The organism is Amycolatopsis iheyensis (assembly GCF_024703995.1).
Lineage (GTDB): Bacteria > Actinomycetota > Actinomycetes > Mycobacteriales > Pseudonocardiaceae > Amycolatopsis > Amycolatopsis iheyensis.
In genome coordinates this window covers 124,150-139,635 of sequence record NZ_JAMXQV010000015.1, presented here as the reverse complement: position 1 = coordinate 139,635, position 15,486 = coordinate 124,150, and the positions used below count along the sequence as shown (strand labels likewise).

13 protein-coding genes are annotated in these 15,486 nt (G+C 72.1%); 2 read left to right on the top strand and 11 right to left on the bottom strand.

The features are described 5' to 3' along the window. Positions 1–62 precede the first annotated feature (62 nt). Together M8542_RS27340 and M8542_RS27335 are read left to right on the top strand one after the other, a co-directional pair. Entirely contained in the window at positions 63–458 is a 396-nt protein-coding gene (locus M8542_RS27340; RefSeq protein WP_257923110.1) for a DUF3224 domain-containing protein, read from the top strand. Between the two features lie 9 nt (positions 459–467). Continuing rightward, positions 468–1,565 carry a DNA glycosylase AlkZ-like family protein gene (locus tag M8542_RS27335; protein ID WP_257923109.1) on the top strand — a complete coding sequence of 366 codons (1,098 nt, stop codon included), beginning with the start codon at positions 468–470 and terminating at the stop codon, positions 1,563–1,565. A gap of 27 nt (positions 1,566–1,592) precedes the next feature. On the opposite strand, the gene M8542_RS27330 is transcribed toward M8542_RS27335, so the two are convergent. The 11 genes from M8542_RS27330 to M8542_RS27280 all read right to left on the bottom strand — a co-directional run bounded on the left by M8542_RS27330 (position 1,593) and on the right by M8542_RS27280 (position 15,418). After that, entirely contained in the window at positions 1,593–2,690 is a 1,098-nt protein-coding gene (locus M8542_RS27330) for a uroporphyrinogen-III synthase (protein WP_257923108.1), read from the bottom strand. Then, entirely contained in the window at positions 2,687–3,025 is a 339-nt protein-coding gene (gene nirD, locus M8542_RS27325; RefSeq protein ID WP_257923107.1) for a nitrite reductase small subunit NirD, read from the bottom strand. Before nirD ends, M8542_RS27330 begins: the two co-directional genes overlap by 4 nt. After that, positions 3,022–5,544: a nitrite reductase large subunit NirB gene (gene nirB / locus M8542_RS27320; protein WP_257923106.1), complete on the bottom strand. Its 2,523-nt coding sequence runs from the start codon at positions 5,542–5,544 to the stop codon at positions 3,022–3,024. The genes nirD and nirB overlap by 4 nt, the downstream gene beginning before the upstream one ends. A 1-nt stretch (position 5,545) precedes the next feature. After that, positions 5,546–6,904, bottom strand: coding sequence for a nitrate/nitrite transporter (locus M8542_RS27315; protein WP_257923105.1), 1,359 nt, complete (start codon positions 6,902–6,904; stop codon positions 5,546–5,548). Positions 6,905–6,927: 23 nt separating this feature from the next. Further along, positions 6,928–8,355: an FAD-dependent oxidoreductase gene (locus tag M8542_RS27310; RefSeq protein WP_257923104.1), complete on the bottom strand. Its 1,428-nt coding sequence runs from the start codon at positions 8,353–8,355 to the stop codon at positions 6,928–6,930. After that, positions 8,352–10,394, bottom strand: coding sequence for a molybdopterin oxidoreductase family protein (locus tag M8542_RS27305; protein ID WP_257923103.1), 2,043 nt, complete (start codon positions 10,392–10,394; stop codon positions 8,352–8,354). Before M8542_RS27305 ends, M8542_RS27310 begins: the two co-directional genes overlap by 4 nt. 132 nt (positions 10,395–10,526) lie before the next feature. Beyond that, on the bottom strand, positions 10,527–10,856 hold the full coding sequence (locus M8542_RS27300; RefSeq protein ID WP_257923102.1) for a hypothetical protein: 330 nt from the start codon (positions 10,854–10,856) through the stop codon (positions 10,527–10,529). Positions 10,857–11,003: 147 nt separating this feature from the next. Next, a complete protein-coding gene (locus M8542_RS27295) occupies positions 11,004–11,801 on the bottom strand; it encodes a TIGR02569 family protein (RefSeq protein ID WP_257923101.1) in 798 nt (265 codons plus the stop codon). A 132-nt stretch (positions 11,802–11,933) separates the two neighbouring features. After that, positions 11,934–13,109 carry an adenylyltransferase/sulfurtransferase MoeZ gene (gene moeZ / locus M8542_RS27290; RefSeq protein WP_257923100.1) on the bottom strand — a complete coding sequence of 392 codons (1,176 nt, stop codon included), beginning with the start codon at positions 13,107–13,109 and terminating at the stop codon, positions 11,934–11,936. A gap of 96 nt (positions 13,110–13,205) precedes the next feature. Then, positions 13,206–14,360, bottom strand: a complete 1,155-nt coding sequence (locus tag M8542_RS27285) for a DUF3152 domain-containing protein (protein ID WP_257923099.1) — start codon at positions 14,358–14,360, stop codon at positions 13,206–13,208. Positions 14,361–14,440: 80 nt separating this feature from the next. After that, positions 14,441–15,418 carry an alpha/beta fold hydrolase gene (locus tag M8542_RS27280; RefSeq protein WP_257923098.1) on the bottom strand — a complete coding sequence of 326 codons (978 nt, stop codon included), beginning with the start codon at positions 15,416–15,418 and terminating at the stop codon, positions 14,441–14,443. Between the last annotated feature and the right edge of the window lie 68 nt (positions 15,419–15,486).

Below are 15,486 nucleotides of genomic sequence, written 5' to 3'. Positions count from 1 at the left end.
GCCCCGATTCTGGCAGAAATACCTGACACAAGCTGACAGGTATGCCCGGCAGAGTGGTCCCCATGAACGCATTCACCATGAAGAACTGGGAAGAAAACGTCGTCAGCGGGACCGAAGGGGGCCCACGGGTCGCCTACGCGCACGCGGCGATGGCGTACGAGGGTGTCATCGAGGGTGAATCGGTCTGCGACCTCTTGCTCTACTACGCGGGCGAAGGCTACGAAAGCGGCACGACGACGTCGCCGAGCTTCGAGCGCTTCGAAGGCAAGGTCGACGGTCGCGAGGGGACGTTCGTCGTGAAGCACGAGTTCACGTTCGACGCCAAGGGCATCGCGTCGACGTTCGCCGTCGTCCCCGGCTCGGGCACCGGCGCGCTGGCGGGACTCACCGGCAGCGGCACCGTCGGTGGCGCGATGGGCGAGGAGAAGATGGGGTACACCTTCGAGTACACGCTCTAGGAGTCGCACGTGGACCGTCGTCAGGTACTCGCCTACCGCATCGCCGAGCACGGGCTGCACCGCACGGCGAAGGACGTCACCGACCTCGCCGTCGTGCGGGCCGGGCTGCAGGACAGCATGCGCGACACCGCGCTGCTGGCCGCCGTGGCCCGGCTCGACGGCCCGGTTTCCCTGGCCGACGACCAGCGGCTGGTGCTCGCGTGGACGTTGCGCGGCGCGCCGCACTACCACCTCGACCTCGCCGAGGTGACGCGCGCGCTGGTGCCGTTGGACGACGCGGACGCGCTGGCCCGGATGCTGTGGCAGCGCAAGGACCTGGCGGCGACCGGGCCCGCGGCGGCCGAGGTGGTGTTCACGGCGGCCGCCGCCCTCCGCGCCGTCGTCACGAAGGAGATGACCAAGGGCGCGGTTTCGACGGCCGTGACGAAGAAGCTGCCGCCGGAGTTCTCCCGCTGGTGCCGAGGCTGCAACGCGACGCACATCCAGGAGCAGCTGATGCGCATCGCGGCGCCGCACGCGGGCGTGCGCCTGGTGGCCGGCGCGTCCCCGGCGACGCTGGCGCCCCTCGAAGGCCGCGGCCGGATGCGCACGAAGCCGGACGTCGCCGCGGCGACCGCGGTGATCGAGTCGTACCTGCGGCTCAACGGCCCGGCGTCGCCGGGCGAGGCGGCGGAGTTCGCCGGGACCGCCCGGGCGGTCGTCGACAGGACGTGGCCGTCGGACCTGGCGGAGGTCGAGGTCGAGGGGAAGAAGCGGTACCTGCCCGCCGACCGCGTGAAGGCGCTGGAGAACCCGCCGGAGCCCGACGTCGTGCGGCTGCTGCCGCCGCTGGACCCGTTCATCCAGGCCCGCGACAAGGCCCTGCTGGTCCCGGACCCGGCGCGGCGCAAGGAGGTCTGGAAGATGCTGGGCAACCCGGGCGTGCTCCTGGCCGACGGCGACATCGCGGGAACATGGCGGACGAAGGGCAGCGGCGCGAAGCTGACGTTCACGGTGACGGCGTTCGACCCGCTCCGCCCGGCGGCGCGCGAGGAGGCCGAGACGGAGGCGGCGCGGGTGGCGGCCGCGCGGGGGTTCGAGAAGCACGCGGTCACCTGGGTCGGCTAGGGCGGCGGTGATGTCCGCGGAGATCGCTCAGGCGTCCACGGCGAGCCGGTACCCCCGCTTCACCACCGTCTGCACGACCCGCCCGCCACCCAGTGACGTCCGCAGCCGGCCGATCGCCGTCTCCACCGCGTGTTCCTCGCCGCCGCCCGGTAACGCCGTGGTCAGCTCGCGGCGGGACACCACCCGGCCCGGGGACGCCGCCAACGCCCGCAGCAGAGCCATCGGCGCCGGGGCCACCTCGCGCCACTCGCCGTCCACCACCGCGGATGATCCGCGCAGCTCGATCGCGCGGCCGCCCGCCGAAAACCGCGGGGACCGGGCCACCAGGGTCTCCGCCACCGTGCGGGCCAGCGCGCCGATCCGCGCTCGGTGCGGCTGGACCGTCGGGATGCCCACCGCGGCCAGCGGCCCCGCCGTGATCGGGCCGACGCAGGCCGCGACGACCGGGCCCGACAACGCCGAGACCAGGCCCGGCAGCCGGCCGGTACGGCGAGCCAGCGCCAGCAGTGACGCCGCCGCCGGGGCGCTCGTGAACGGCAGTGCGTGGATCGCTCCCTCCAGCACGCCGTCCAGCAGGCGGTCGACCGGGGCCGGGTCCGCCGGGCCGACCCAGCGGTACACCGAGACCTCGATGACCTCCGCCCCCGCCGCGCGCAACGCGTCCACGAAGTACGGCAACGGCTCCCCGTGCAGCTGCACCGCGATCCGCTGCCCCGCGACGCCCGAGGAAAGCAGGTGCTGCAACAACTCCGCGTTGCTTTCCGACGCCGGCGAGTAAGCCGGGGACAGCCCCGCCGCGTGCAGTGCGCCCGTCACCTTCGGGCCGCGTGCCAGCAGCGACGACGACGAGAGGCGCGAAAGCAGCGCGTCGCCCAGCCCCCAGCCCTCCGCCGCCTCCAGCCAGCCGCGGAAGCCGATGCCCGTCGTCGCCACCACCGCGTCCACTCGGGACTCCAGCAGCCGGGAAGTCGCCGCGTGCAGCTCCGTGTCGTCGGTCAACGGCACGATCCGGATCGCCGGCCCGTACCGCACGCTCGCCCCCTTGCGCACCAGCAGCGCGCCGAGCTCGTCCGCCCGGCGCGCCGCGGTGATGCCGACCACGAACCCGGCCAGCGGACCGATCACGGGCTCTCCACTTCGACCACGCCCCCTCGCACGCGCACCTCGTACACCGGGACCGACACGCCCTCCGCGTCCAGGCACCGGCCGTCCTCGAGCGAGAACCGGTCCTTGTAGACGGGCGAGGCGACCACCGCGACACCGCCCGCGTCACCGACGATGCCGCGCGAGAGCACCGCCGCGCCACTGCAGGGGTCCCAGTTGGACAGTGCGTGGAAGCGTTCGCCCGGCAGCCGGAAGATCGCCACCTGCACGTCGCCGAGCAACGCGGCGACCCCCGCGTACTCCGGCACCGCCTCGACGGCGCACACCGCCGTCCAGGTCCGGACCGACGTCGTCATCGTCGCACCTCGCTGTTCGAAAAACTCGGGACTCCCAGCAGCACGGGCACGTTCTGCTCCCGCTCCGCGCGGAACGAGATCGCCGGGTCGGGCGTGCCCGGCGCGTTGACGAAGGAGCTGAACCGGGCCAGCTTCTCCGGGTCCTCCAGGACGCCCTTCCACTCGTCGGCGTAGTTGTCGACGTGCTTGGCCATCGCCGCGTCGAGGTCCTCGCAGATGCCGAGCGAGTCGTCGACGATCACCGCGCGCAGGTGGTCGAGCCCGCCGTCCAGCTCCTCGATCCACGGCGCGGTCCGCTGCAGCCGGTCGGCCGTGCGCACGTAGAACATGAGGAACCGGTCGATCGTCCGGATCAGCGTCTCGGTGTCCACATCGGACACCAGCAGGTCGGCGTGGCGCGGGGTCGTGCCGCCGTTGCCGCCGACGTAGAGGTTCCAGCCGTTCTCCGTGGCGATGATCCCGAAGTCCTTGCTCCGCGCCTCCGCGCACTCCCGCGCGCAGCCCGACACCGCCGACTTGAGCTTGTGCGGCGACCGCAGGCCGCGGTAGCGCAGCTCCAGCTCGATCGCCAGCCCGACGCTGTCCTGCACGCCGTAGCGGCACCACGTCGACCCGACGCACGACTTGACCGTGCGCAGCGCCTTGCCGTACGCGTGCCCCGACTCGAACCCGGCGTCCACCAGCCGGCGCCAGATCAGCGGCAGCTGGTCCACAGTGGCCCCGAACAGGTCGATCCGCTGGCCGCCGGTGATCTTGGTGTAGAGCCCGAAGTCCTGGGCGACCTGGCCGATGACGATCAGCTTCTCCGGCGTGATCTCGCCGCCGGGGATCCGCGGGACGACCGAGTACGTGCCGTTGCGCTGCAGGTTCGCCAGGTACCGGTCGTTGGTGTCCTGCAACGTCAGCTGCTCGCCGCCGAGCACGTGCCCGTTGCCCAGGGTGGCCAGGATCGACGCCACCGCCGGCTTGCAGATCGCGCAGCCGCTGCCCGAGCCGTAGCGACCGATCAGCTCGCTGAACGTCGTGATCCGGGTGGCCTGGACGATCTCGAACAGCTCGGCGCGCGACTGCGGGAAGTGCTCGCACACGGCCTTCGACTGCTCGACGCCGCACGCCGTCAGCAGCTTGCCGAGCAACGGGACGCACGAGCCGCACGCGGTCCCGGCCCGCGTGCACGCCTTGAGCTTGGGCACCGAGTCGCAGCCGTCTTCGTGGATCGCGCGGGTGATCGCGCCCTTCGACACCGCGTTGCACGAACAGATCTGCGCCGCGTCCGGCAGCGCGTCGACGCCGACCGCCGCGCCGCCGCCCGCCGGGGCGAGGATGGCGCCCGGCTCAGCCGGCAGCGGACGACCGACCAGCGCACGCAGCGTGTTGTACTCGGTCGCGTCGCCGACGAGCACGCCGCCGAGCAGCGTCTTGCCGTCGTCGGTGACCACGAGCTTCTTGTACGTCCCGGCGACCGCGTCGTTGACCGCGACTTCCAGCGCGCCCTCGGTGGCCGCGTGCGCGTCGCCGAACGACGCGACGTCGACGCCCATCAGCTTCAGCTTCGTGGAGGTGTCCGGCTCCGGGAACGTCCCCGAACCGCCGGTCAGCTGCGCGGCGACGATCTCGGCCATCGCGTAGCCGGGCGCCACGATGCCGTACACCCGGCCGTCGACCGACGCGCACTCGCCGATCGCGTACACCGCGGGGTCGCCGGTGCGGCAGGACGCATCGGTCAGCACGCCACCGCGTGGGCCCACCTCGAGGCCCGACTGGCGGGCGAGGTCGTCACGCGGCCGGACACCGGCGGAGAACACGACGAGGTCGACGTCCAGCTCGGTGCCGTTGCCGAGCCGGGCCAGCAGCCGCGAGCCGTCGGCTTCGATGGCGTCGGTGGAGGTTCCCGTGTGGACGGTGACGTCCAGGTTCGTGATGAGCCGACGCAGCAGCGCGCCGCCACCCTCGTCGACCTGCAGCGGCATCAGCCGCGGCGCCATCTCCACGACGTGCGGCGAGAGTCCCATGTCCCGCAACGCCTTCGCGGCCTCCAGACCGAGCAGGCCACCGCCGATGACGACGGCCGACCGCCGGCCGCGGCCCGGTTTGTCGACCGCGGCCGCGCGGATCGCGTCGAGGTCCTCGATGGTCCGGTAGACGAAGCAGCCCGGCAGGTCGTGGCCCGGCACCGGCGGCACGAACGGCCGCGAGCCGGTGGCCAGCACGAGAGCATCGTAAGAAACGACTTCGCCGGAGGCCGTGGTGACCGTCTTCGCGTTCCGGTCCACCGAAACCGCCAGCTCACCGAGCCGGAGGTCCACAAAGGAGTCACCCGCGTAGTCCGAACCGGGCAGCGCCAGCGAAGCCGGGTCCCAGGTGTCCACGTAGGACGTGAGCGCCACCCGGTCGTACGCCGGGCGCGGCTCCTCGGACAGGACGACGATGTGCCAGTTCCCCGAGGGGTCTTCCGCGCGCACCGCCTCCACGAGCCGGTGGGCGACCATGCCGTGTCCGGCGACGACGAGGGTGGGCATCTCAGACCTCCGCTCCCGCGAGCGCCAGACCGCGCTCACTCGTGGGCTGTTCGGCGGGCTTGCGCAGGTAGACCGCCCAGGTGACGGCGAAGCACAGCCCGTAGAAGACGAGGAACCCGATGAACGCGGGCACCCCGCTGTGCGCGTCGGCGAAGGACTGCCGGAACGCGAGGTTGATGAACAGGCCGCCCTCGGCGCCGATCGCCCCCGCCAGACCGATCAGCGCGCCCGACAGCCGCCGCGCCTTGAGCAGCTCGGCCGCCTCCTCGGCGCCGTTCGCGATCGCCGTGCGGGCCTTCGCGCGGAAGATGGCCGGGATCATCTTGTACGTCGAACCGTTGCCGACGCCGGCGAGCACGAACAGCACGATGAACGCGACCGTGAACAACGCCAGTGACTTCGACGTCGACGCCAGGATCAGCACGACCGTGGCCAGCGCCATCCCCAGGAAGGTGGCGAAGGTGATCTTGCCGCCGCCGATCCGGTCGGCGAGCCAGCCGCCCGCCGGGCGCGAAAGCGAGCCGAGCAGCGGGCCGAGGAACGTCACCGCGGCCGCCTGCAGCGGGCTGCGGCCGAACTGGTTCTGCAGCACCAGGCCGAAGGCGAAGCTGTAGCCGATGAACGAGCCGAACGTGCCGACGTAGAGGAACGACATCACCCAGGTGTGCGGGTCCTTGACGACCTCGCGCATGGCCTTGGTGTCGCCCTTCATCGTGGCGAGGTTGTCCATGAAGAGGTACGCGCACAGCGCGGCGACGACGATCAGCGGGAGGTAGACGTAGAGCACGATCCGCGGGGCCGTCGCCCCCGCGACCCCGATCACGAGCAACCCGACCAGCTGGATCGCGGCCACGCCGAGGTTTCCACCGCCGGCGTTGAGGCCGAGGGCCCAGCCCTTGTGCTTTTCGGGGTAGAAGGCGTTGATGTTCGTCATCGACGACGCGAAGTTTCCGCCGCCGACCCCGCCGAGCGCCGCCACCACCAGGAACGTACCGAGCGACGTCCCGGGGTGCAGCACCAGCGCGGCCAGGAACGTCGGGATCAGCAGCAGGGCGGCGGACACGACCGTCCAGTTGCGACCGCCGAACTTCGCCACGGCGAAGGTGTAGGGCAGCCGCATCAGGCCGCCGATCAGCGTCGGCGTCGAGACGAGCAGGAACTTGTCGGCCGCGTCGAACCCGTAGTCCTTGCCCATGAACAGGACGATGACCGACCACAGTGTCCAGACCGAGAAGCCGATGTGCTCGGCCAGCACGGAGAACCAGAGGTTGCGGCGGGCGACCTTCTTGCCGGTCGAGTCCCAGAACTCTTCGTTCTCGGGATCCCAGTGCTCGATCCAGCGCTTGCCTCGGTGGGCCATGGCAGTCTCCTTGTCGGACGAAGTCATTGCGCCGCGAGCCAGGTGGCGATGCCGCCGACGGTGTCGGTGCACCCGCCGCATCCCGTCGTGGCCCGCGTGGCCCGCGCCAGTGCGGGAGTGTCGGTGGCCCCGGCCTTCCAGGCCTCGATCAGCCGGCCCTTGGTGACGTTGTTGCAACGGCAGATCACCGTCGTCGCGGGCAGGTCGGCCGGGCTGGCCGCCGGGCCGCTGCCGGTGGGCAGCGAGCGGCCGAGCAGCACGCCGAGGCGATCCTCGGGCAGCGGTGTGCCGCGGTCGTGGAACTGGGTGATCGTCGCGGCCGCGTCGGGCAGCCCGAGCAGGATCGCCCCGGTCACCCGGTTTTCGCGGACGACGAGCTTGCCGTAGCGCCCGCCGGTCGGGTCGTTGAAGGTCAGCACCTCGGCGTCCGGGGTGCCGGCGTCGAGCTGCGTCTCGCCCAGCGCGGCGAGGTCGATGCCGCGGGCCTTGAGCCGGGTGACGGCGGTCGTGCCGCGGTAGCGGGCGGCCGCGTTCGTCCCGGTCAGGACGTCGGCGAGGACTTCGGCCTGCTCCCACGCGGGCTGGATCAGCCCGGCCGGCGCGCCGGGGTGGCGGGCGCAGTCGCCGAGGGCGTGGATGCGGCCGTCGCTGGTGCGCAGGACGTCGTCCACGAGGATGCCCAGGTCGACGTCGAGGCCGGCCTCCGCGGCCAGGCGGGTCTCGGCACGCACACCGGCGGCGACGACGACCAGGTCGGCCGGGACGAGCGTGCCGTCGTCGAGCTTGAGGCCGTCGCCGGGCAGGTAGCGGGCGGCGGTCGCGCCGAACTTGAACGTCACGCCCAGCTCGGTGAGCCGGCGGGCCAGCACGTGCCCCGCGGCCGGGTCGAGCTGACGTTCCATGACGTGCCCGAGCGGGTGCACGACGGTCACCTGGTTGCCGCGCCCGGCCAGCCCGCGGGCGGCTTCGAGCCCGAGCAGCCCGCCGCCGAGGACGGCGACCGGCGCGCCGTAGCGGGCGGCGTCCAGGATCTTGGCGCAGTCGTCGAGACTGCGGAAGGCGACCACGCCCGGCCCGGCTTCGAGGCCTTCGACCGGCGGGATCCACGGGTTGGCGCCGGTCGCCAGGACGAGCGCGTCGTAGTCCACAGTGGACCCATCGGCGAGCTCGACGCAGCGCTTGCCGCGGTCGATCCGGGCGACGTCGACCCCGAGCCGCAGGTCGATGTTGTGCCGGGTGGCCCACTCGTCGTCGTGCAGCCGGACGCTCTCGGCGCTCATCCCGCCCGCGACGACCGCGGACAGCAGCACCCGGTTGTAGGCGGCGTGCGGCTCGGCGCCCAGCACGGTGAGCCGGACGCGCTCGGCGATCGGGTCGCGGCGGCGGATCTCGTCGGCCAGCCGGGCGCCGGCCATGCCGTACCCGACGATGACGACTTCACGCGGGGTCATGCGGCACCATCCACTGTAGACAAGGACACGGCACACACCTTGAACTCCGGCATCCGGCTGACCGGGTCGAGCGCCGGGTTGGTGAACAGGTTCGCGCGCTGCTCACCGGGGAAGTGGAACGGCAGGAACACGAGGTCGGGCTTGAGACTCTGGACGAACCGCACCTTGGCGATCGTCTCCCCGCGACGCGAGCGGATCCGGGCCGGATCGCCTTCTTCGAGCCCGGCCCGTTTGGCCGTGTCCGGGTGGACCTCGACGAACACCTCCGGGACGACGTCGTTGAGCTCGTCGATCAGCCGGGTCTGCGCGCCGGACTGGTAGTGCTGCAGCACGCGGCCGGTGGTGGCCTGCAGCGGGAACTCTTCGTCGGGCAGCTCGGCCGGGCCGCTGTGCTCGACCGGCGTGAACCGGGCGCGGCCGTCCGGATGCGCGAAGGTGTCGAGGAACATCCGGGGCGTGCCGGGGTGGTCTTCCGCCGGGACCGGCCAGTGCAGCGCCTCGCCGTTGCGCAGCCGCTCGTAGCTGACGCCGGAGTAGTCGGCGATACCGCCCTTGGACGCGATTCGCAGCTCCTCGAACACCGTCTCCGGGTCGGCCGGAAAGCCCGGCTTTCCCAGGTGCTTCGCGAGTCCGTTGAGGACGTCCAGGTCGGACCGGACGCCCGGTGGCGGGTCGAGGGCCTTGCGCCGCAGCAGGATCCGGCCTTCGAGGTTGGTGAGCGTGCCCTGCTCCTCCGCCCACTGCGTGACCGGGAGAACGACGTCGGCCAGTCGCGCGGTCTCCGACAGCACGAAGTCGGCGACGACCAGGAAGTCCAGTTCGGACAGCCGCGCCTGGATCCGGCCCGACCGCGGAGCCGACACGACGACGTTGCTGCCGAACACCATCAGCGCCTTCGGGCCGTCTTCGGTGCCGAGCGCTTCGAGGAGTTCGGTGGCCGAGCGGCCGGGCCCGGGCAGGCTGTCCGGGTCGACGCCCCAGACGCCGGCGACGTACTCGCGCGCGGCCGGGTCGTCGAGCTTGCGGTAGCCGGGCAGCTGGTCGGCCTTCTGGCCGTGCTCGCGGCCACCCTGGCCGTTGCCCTGGCCGGTGAGGCAGCCGAAGCCGGAGCCCGCGCGACCCGGCAGGCCGAGGGAGAGGGCGAGGTTGATCCAGCCGCCGACGTTCGCGGTGCCGGTGGCGTGCTGCTCGGTGCCGCGGGCGGTGAGGACGTAGGCGTTGCGGGCTTGCGCGAGCTTCGCGGCGGCGAGCCGCATATCCGCGGCCGGGACACCGGTGACGCGCTCGGCGCGCTCCGGCCACCAGGACGAGGCAATCCGCCACACGGCGTCGAAGCCGTTCGTGCGTTCGTCCACATAGGACTGGTCCAGGTGGCCGCCTTCGACGACGGCGTGCAGGATGCCCAGCGCCAGCGCGAGGTCCGTGCCGGGCGCGGGCGCGAGGTGCAGGCTCGCCAGCTCGGCGGTCGGCGTGCGCCGCGGGTCGACGACGATCAGGTCGGCGCCACGCAGGTGCTGCGTGAACGGCGGCATGGTCTCGGCCGGGTTGGCCCCGGCGAGCAGCACGACGTCGGCGCGCTGGAGATCCGTGACGGGGAACGGCATCCCGCGGTCGGCGCCGAAGGCCTTGATCCCCGCGGCGGCGGCCGAGGACATGCAGAAGCGGCCGTTGTAGTCGATCTGCGACGTCCCGAGCGCGACCCGGGCGAACTTGCCGAGCAGGTAGGCCTTCTCGTTGGTCAGTCCCCCACCGCCGAAGACCGCGACGGCGTCGGGGCCGTGGTTTTCCTGCGTTTCCCGCAGCTTGCGGGCGACGAAGCCGAGGGCGAAGTCCCAGCTGACGGGCTCGAGCGCGCCGGCCACCCGAACCATCGGGGTGGTCAGCCGGCTCGGCGAAGTCAGGAGGGCGCCGGAAGTCCAGCCCTTCTGGCACAGGCCGCCGGCGTTGACCGGGAAGTCCCGCGGCGTGACGCGGACGCCGTCGAGGTGCATCCCGCACTGCAGCGCGCAGTACGGGCAGTGGGTGTCGACCTGCGGCACGGGCACCTCCTCGGCGTTCGGGAATGCCCTGACGCTAAGGAGGCCGTGTTACTCGGAATCGACCGAATGTTTCAGGCAGTTGACATTACGGCGGGAGTCCCGGGGACCAGGCGGTGAGGTGCATGACCCGCGTCACAACGGCCCGCGGCCGTGCTGGTCGGCGAGCCGTCGTTCGAACCACCTCGGCGACGCGGCGAACGGGTCGGGCAGCGTCAGCGCGAGGAACCGCCGGTCGGCCTTCGAAAGCTCGGCTCCGATCAGCGCCCGCTCCCGGCGCGGCAGGGCGCTGAGCAGCTGCGCGAGATCCTCCCGGACCTCGAGCGGGTCGCAGCCGGGGCAGGGGCAGTCCGGCAGCCAATGACGAAAGGGCGGCCGGGTGCGGTGTCGCCAGCCCCGGAGCGCACGGGCGACGGCGCCGGGCACCAGCCCGGCATCCGCTTCGGCGAAAGCGAGTTGCCGCATGACACGGCGAGAGAGGTGAGGGATCTTGTCCGGCGGCGGCCCCGCGACATCGAGTCGCCGGGTGCGGCGGAGACTTCCGGGGCGCCTACGCGGCATGGCCCTTTCGGCAGCTGGTCATCGCCCCATCATCCCGGAGCGGCAGACCGCTCACAAGACCCCGCTCACCTCGCGCGACGCGACCCGCAGCCCGTCGAGCGACGCCTGCGTCGAACGCGGGTTCAGCGCGTTCGACGCCAACCGGAACAACACCGCGCGCAGCAGCAGCTGCGGCCACTCCGGCAGGTGCGCCCACCGCTCCAGCAGCTCCCGCGAGGCCCCACCCCACGCCAGCGCGTCCACCGCCACGATCGCCGCGCCGTACTCGCCCGGCCGGTAGTACGGGACGAAGTCGACGACGCCCGGAGCCGCGTCGCCGTCGAAGAGCAGGCCCGCCAGCAGCTCGCCGTGGGCCACCTGCGACGGCAGCTTGATCGGGCGGCGGGCACCGGCGAGGACCTCGAACCAGCGGCCGCCCTTCGTCTCCTCCAGCGGGACCTCCAGCTCTTCCCACGCCACCCGGTCGGCGATCGCGTCGACGTCGCGGCGGCCGGCGATGAAGTCCGGTCGGGGCAAGCCCATCGTGGCGCGGTGCAGCTTCACCGCCGCCAGCACCGCCTCCTCGCCGCGGTGCTCCGGGGTGCCCGCCACGAACCTCGACGCCGTCCAGCCGCCGACGATCCAGCGGCCGTCCGTCGACCGGACCGGCTTCGCGACCCGCAGGCCCGGCTCGTCGGCGTAGTCGAGCGCGCGGGCCGTCCACAGCGTCTTCGCCTTGTCCGTGACCGGCTTGAACACGAGGTCGCCGCAGCGCCACGCCGTCGAGTCCGGCATCGGCTCACTGGCGTCGCCGAGACCGCCGAAGGCCGCGCAGACGTGCGCCGGAGGACGTTCGAGGGTTGTCCGCACAACTGGTGACGGTACCCGGCCGGGTGGTCCACGATCGAGAAGACGCGCTGGTCACGCACGGTTTTGCCGGGTGCCCGAAATGCCGTGAAGGCCGCCTCCGAAGCCGGAGGCGGCCTTCACGGGAGGCCACTGTCAGTAGGTCGGCAGGCTCGGGTCGATCTGCTTCGCCCAGGCCAGCACGCCACCGCCGAGGTGCGTCGCGTCCTTGAACCCGGCCGCGTGCAGGGCGGCGAGCGCCTCCGCGGACCGGGCGCCGGACTTGCAGTGCAGGACGATCGGCTTGTCCTGCGGCAGCTCCGCCAGCGCCTCGCCCGAGAGGATGCGGTCCTTCGGGATCAGCGTCGCGCCCTTGATGTTGACGATCTCGTACTCGTGCTGCTCGCGGACGTCGATCAGGGCGAAGTTGTCGCCGTTGTCGAACTTGGCCTTGAGCTCCGCCGGCGTGATCGTGCTGCCCGACGCGGCCTGCGCGGCCTCGTCGGAAACCACGCCGCAGAACGCCTCGTAGTCGATCAGCTCGGTGATCTTCGGGGTCTCCGGGTCCTTGCGGATCTTGACCTCGCGGTACTTCATCTCCAGCGCGTCGTAGCTGATGAGCCGCCCGAGCAGCGTCTCGCCGATGCCGGTGATGAGCTTGATCGCCTCGGTCACCATGATCGAGCCGATGGACGCGCACAGCACGCCCAGCACGCCACCCTCGGCGCAGGAGGGAACCATGCCCGGGGGCGGCGGCTCCGGGTAGAGGTCGCGGTAGTTGAGGCCCTTGCCGTTCGGCGCGTCCTCCCAGAACACGCTGACCTGGCCCTCGAACCGGAAGATCGAGCCCCAGACGTACGGCTTGCCCAGCAGCACCGCGGCGTCGTTCACCAGGTAGCGCGTGGCGAAGTTGTCGGTGCCGTCGACGATCAGGTCGTACTGCTCGAAGATCTCGAGCGCGTTCGACGAGTCCAGCCGGTCGGTGTGCAGGTGCACCTTGACCAGCGGGTTGATCTCGGCGATCGACTCCTGCGCGGAGGCGGCCTTGAGCTTGTCGATGTCCGACTGGCCGTGGATGACCTGGCGCTGCAGGTTCGACTCGTCGACGACGTCGAAGTCGACGATGCCGAGCGTGCCGACGCCGGCCGCGGCCAGGTACAGCAGCGCGGGGCTGCCGAGGCCGCCGGCGCCGATCACCAGGACCTTCGCGTTCTTCAGCCGCTTCTGCCCGGTCACCCCGACGTCCGGGATGATCAGGTGGCGGCTGTAGCGGGCCACCTCTTCCTTCGTGAGCTCGGCAGCCGGCTCGACGAGCGGCGGCAGTGCTGACATTGGTCCTCCATCTCGCACGCGGGTCGCGTCCATCCCACTATGCACAACGCGCGGGGGCAAATAGACCTTCCCGCTCCCGGATGCTGAGACAGCCGATTACTGCGGCGTGGGGTTCGGCCAGGAGTTGGTCTTGCAGACCCGGCCGTCCTTGGCCACCTTGCCCTTGTCGCCGCCGGGGATGTCGTTGAGCATCGAGACGTAGTCGTCGGCCACGCCGAAGGACTGCTGCATCATCACCGGCGCCGGCTGGTCGTTGCCGCCGCAGCCGACGTGCTGGTTGCCCAGCGCGTGCCCGACCTCGTGGTTGATGGCGTACTGCCGGTACCCGGTCATGTCGGCGCCGTACGCCTTCGCCCCGCGCACCCAGCGAGCCAGGTTGATCAGCACCCGGCCGAGGCTCTTGCGGTAGCAGGACGCCTCGAACTTGATCTGGAACCCGCAGGCGTCCGCGCGGTGCGTGGTCTCCGGCGTGGTGAGGCTCACCTTGAACGTCGGGTTCGGGAAGTTCTTGTCGACGCGCTGCAGCGCGATCTTGCCGTCCCACGTCCAGCCCTGGGTCGGGTTGGAAAGCGTGCCCTCGACGGCGGCGGCGAAGGCGTCGTCACCGGCGTAGCTCGCCGCGTCGATGCCGTCCTCGACGTCGACGGTGTAGGTGTACAGCTTCCCGGTGCCGACCTTCGGCCCGCTGCCCGGCACCGTGTGCCACTGGCCGGTGCCGGCCTGGGTGAACGGGATGCCGTTGGGCAGGTCCGCGGTCGGCACTTTGAGGTCGACGGGAGTGGCCGGGTTCTCCGGGATGGCCTGCTCGCCGTTGCCGTCGATGGCGCCGCCGGCCGCGTCCCCGCCCGCGGACTCGACGCTCTGGCCGGCGCCCTCCTCGGCGATCGGCTGGGCCGGGCTGTTGGCGGTGTTGACCACGACGAGCACGGTCAGCACGACGAGGATCGGCAGCGCGTAGACGCGCCAGCCGTAGGTCTTGGTGAGCTTCGCGAAGGCGGACTTCGGCGGCGCGGCCTCCTGCTTCGCCTCCGCGGCTTCGTGGTGCGGCTTCCACGACGCACTCAGCGGCTCGGCGCTGGTCCGCCGGCCGCCGGGGCGGTAGCGGTCCTCGCTGACGCGCTGGGCCGGCGCCTTCGACGGGCGGTACTGCCCGGTGCGCGACGGCTCCTCGAACTCGGACTCGCGGCGGGCCGACGCGCGGTGGGGAGCCCGGCGATCTTCGCCTCGCGCGTCGTGCTTCACCCGGTCCACCGCACCAGGGTGCCACAGCGCCACCGAACCGTTATCGGCGACTGGCGGTCCACCCGGGGATTTGTGGTCGCCCGATCGGGCTACCAGGTGCCCGCGTCGACGTGCTCCCACATCCCCAGGACCGCCTTCGCGACCACGACCGGACGCTCCATCTGCGCCACGTGCCCCGTGCGCGGCAGCACCAGGAGGCGGGCCCTCGGCAGCGCCCGGGCGGTCCGGCTCGCCCGCCGCACCGAGATCACGCGGTCTTCGCGGCCCCAGACCACCAGCGTCGGCGCCTGAACCCGCGGCGCGGCCGCCCAGAGCGACGCCTTCCCCAGCGTCGACCAGGCCCGGAAGATCGCGAACGTGCTGCGGGCCATCGCGGGCGCGGCCCAGGCGAACCCGGCGCGGGCGCCGTGCTCCTCGGCGAGCTCGTCCAGCCGGCTCTCGGGGAACCGCGACGGGTCGGCGAAGCAGAGGTCGATCACCTGCGCGGCGCGTTCCCGCGGGCCGAGCGCGGCCAGCTGCGCCCGCACCCGGGCGCCGACCAGCGGCAGGTACGCCAGCGCCATCCTCGGGTCCGACAGCCGCCGCGGGTCGGGCCGCCGGTCCGGCATGGCGGGCGAGATCAGCGTCAGCGTCTTCACCAGCTCCGGGCGCCGTTCGGCGATCAGCAACGCGATCGCCCCGCCCATCGAGTTGCCGAGCAGGTGCACGGGCGCGCCGACGTCCTCGATGTGCCTGGCGACGACCTCGGCGTGCGCCTGGAGGCTGAAGTCGAAGCCCGCTTCAGGCTCGGAGGAGCCGAAGCCGGGCAGGTCGGGCGCGGTGCCGCCGGCGACCGGCGCGAGCAGCGCGGCCAGGTCGGTCCAGTTCGTCGACGAGCCGCCGAGGCCGTGCAGGTACACCGCGGGCACGCCGTCCGGGCCCGGCGTGCGACGGACGTGGAGGCGGGCGGTGCCGACCTCTTCGTAGGTCGCCGGCCACGGCGGCAGGATCGGCTCGAGGGACGGCAGTTCCCTGGGCGACAGGGGCACGTGGGTCAGCGGCGCCCGGGTGGTCACAGGGGTCTTCACGAATCCAGGATGCCCGACACTTGGCAAGGCATACATACCGGCGAGTAATCTTCAGGACGACTTCACGC

Coding starts and splice junctions, on each gene's coding strand:
- M8542_RS27310 (WP_257923104.1), bottom strand. CDS start 8,355: ATGACCCCGCGTGAAGTCGTCATCGTCGGGTACGGCATGGCCGGCGCC.
- nirD (WP_257923107.1), bottom strand. CDS start 3,025: ATGACGACGTCGGTCCGGACCTGGACGGCGGTGTGCGCCGTCGAGGCG.
- moeZ (WP_257923100.1), bottom strand. CDS start 13,109: ATGTCAGCACTGCCGCCGCTCGTCGAGCCGGCTGCCGAGCTCACGAAG.
- M8542_RS27300 (WP_257923102.1), bottom strand. CDS start 10,856: ATGCGGCAACTCGCTTTCGCCGAAGCGGATGCCGGGCTGGTGCCCGGC.
- M8542_RS27315 (WP_257923105.1), bottom strand. CDS start 6,904: ATGGCCCACCGAGGCAAGCGCTGGATCGAGCACTGGGATCCCGAGAAC.
- M8542_RS27340 (WP_257923110.1), top strand. CDS start 63: ATGAACGCATTCACCATGAAGAACTGGGAAGAAAACGTCGTCAGCGGG.
- nirB (WP_257923106.1), bottom strand. CDS start 5,544: ATGCCCACCCTCGTCGTCGCCGGACACGGCATGGTCGCCCACCGGCTC.